This is a genomic window from Streptomyces sp. NPDC059003 (assembly GCF_042740445.1).
In the GTDB taxonomy this organism is placed as follows: Bacteria; Actinomycetota; Actinomycetes; order Streptomycetales; family Streptomycetaceae; genus Streptomyces.
The window spans coordinates 1-1,184 of record NZ_JBHYJH010000444.1 but is presented as its reverse complement, the minus strand read 5'-3'; the positions used below and the strand labels follow the sequence as shown (position 1 = coordinate 1,184).

The window sequence follows — 1,184 nt, the reverse complement described above, 5'->3', positions numbered from 1 at the left end:
GGGCGGAGCCCCCTGGTTTTGGGTTAAGGGGCGGGTCTGGGGCGCCCCGCGAAGGCCAACCCGCGAAACGCCGGACGGGCCGGAACCTCGGCCCGTCCGGCGTTTGCGGTGGGCTACTTGTTCAGGCTCGCCCAGAACTCGTCGAACGAGAGCAGCTTGTCGCCGTTCGCGTCCTTGGACTTGATGATGGCCTCGGCCACCGACTCGGTGACGTTGAAGTCCCCCATCTGCGCCATGGCCGACTTGTACTCCGCCGCCGTGATGTAACCGTCGCCGTCCGCGTCGAACCGGTCGAACTGCTTGCGTGCTTCCTCGATGTCCGCCACCGGGTCCGCCCCTTCTTCGTGCCTTACTGACGGGGGTTAGGGTAACGGCCGGTCCGAAGGGCGAACGCAAGGAGTACGGCCATGGCCAGCGCATCGGTGACACTCGGCGGGATACTCGCCGCGGCGGCCCGGGGTGACTTCCCCGCGCCCGACGGCGACACGACCGTCGTACCGCAGCCGTCTCCCCGCGAGGCCGGAGTGATGTCGTTCACGGCGCACTCGGTCGTCTTCACCGACGAGGATCCCGACTGGGTACGGGCGACGGTGGCCGCCGTCGGCTGCGACCCGCTGGCCGCGACCATGAATCCCGCGTTCCTCATGGCGTTCGGGGAGCGGACGGGGCGGGCCCTCGACACCATCGACCTCGTCACCGTCGCCTCCGCCCTGCCCGGGGCGCCGGACCCCGCGCTCGGTCTGCGTGAGATCGACGACCCGGATCACCCGCGCGTGGCCCGCGCCCGCAAGCGGCGGGACGACGTGCGCGTGTGGTCCACGGAGGCGGGGGGTGTGGTCACCCTGGGGCGCGGGGTCGCCGGGCGGTGGGAGGCCTCCGTGGAGGTCGACGAGTCGGTACGGCACCGCGGGCTCGGGCGGGCGCTCGCTTCGGCGGCGCGGTGCCTCGTGCCCGAGGGGGAGCGGGTGTGGGCCCAGCAGGCACCGGGCAACGCCCGCAGCGTGCGCGCCTTCCAGGCGGCGGGGTACCGGCCCGTGGGCGCGGAGGCCTTGTTCTTCGCGCGGTAGGCGGCGTCGAACGATATTCAGCCCGTCCGGCGTTTGAGGACGAGCGCGGAGCGCGGATAAACGGGGGTCCAGGGGGCGGAGCCCCCTGGTTTCGGGAAGGGGCGGGACTGGGGCGCC

At 72.4% G+C, this 1,184-nt stretch carries 2 protein-coding genes; one reads left to right on the top strand and one right to left on the bottom strand.

What is annotated here, in order from left to right; genetic code table 11:
* Positions 1-113 precede the first annotated feature (113 nt).
* Complete coding sequence (locus tag ACFWZ5_RS46480) at positions 114-326, bottom strand: EF-hand domain-containing protein (RefSeq protein ID WP_384893365.1); 213 nt, start codon at positions 324-326, stop codon at positions 114-116.
* A gap of 81 nt (positions 327-407) precedes the next feature.
* Between ACFWZ5_RS46480 and ACFWZ5_RS46475 the strand changes: the two genes are divergently transcribed.
* Entirely contained in the window at positions 408-1,067 is a 660-nt protein-coding gene (locus ACFWZ5_RS46475; protein WP_384807011.1) for a GNAT family N-acetyltransferase, read from the top strand.
* Positions 1,068-1,184: the final 117 nt, after the last annotated feature.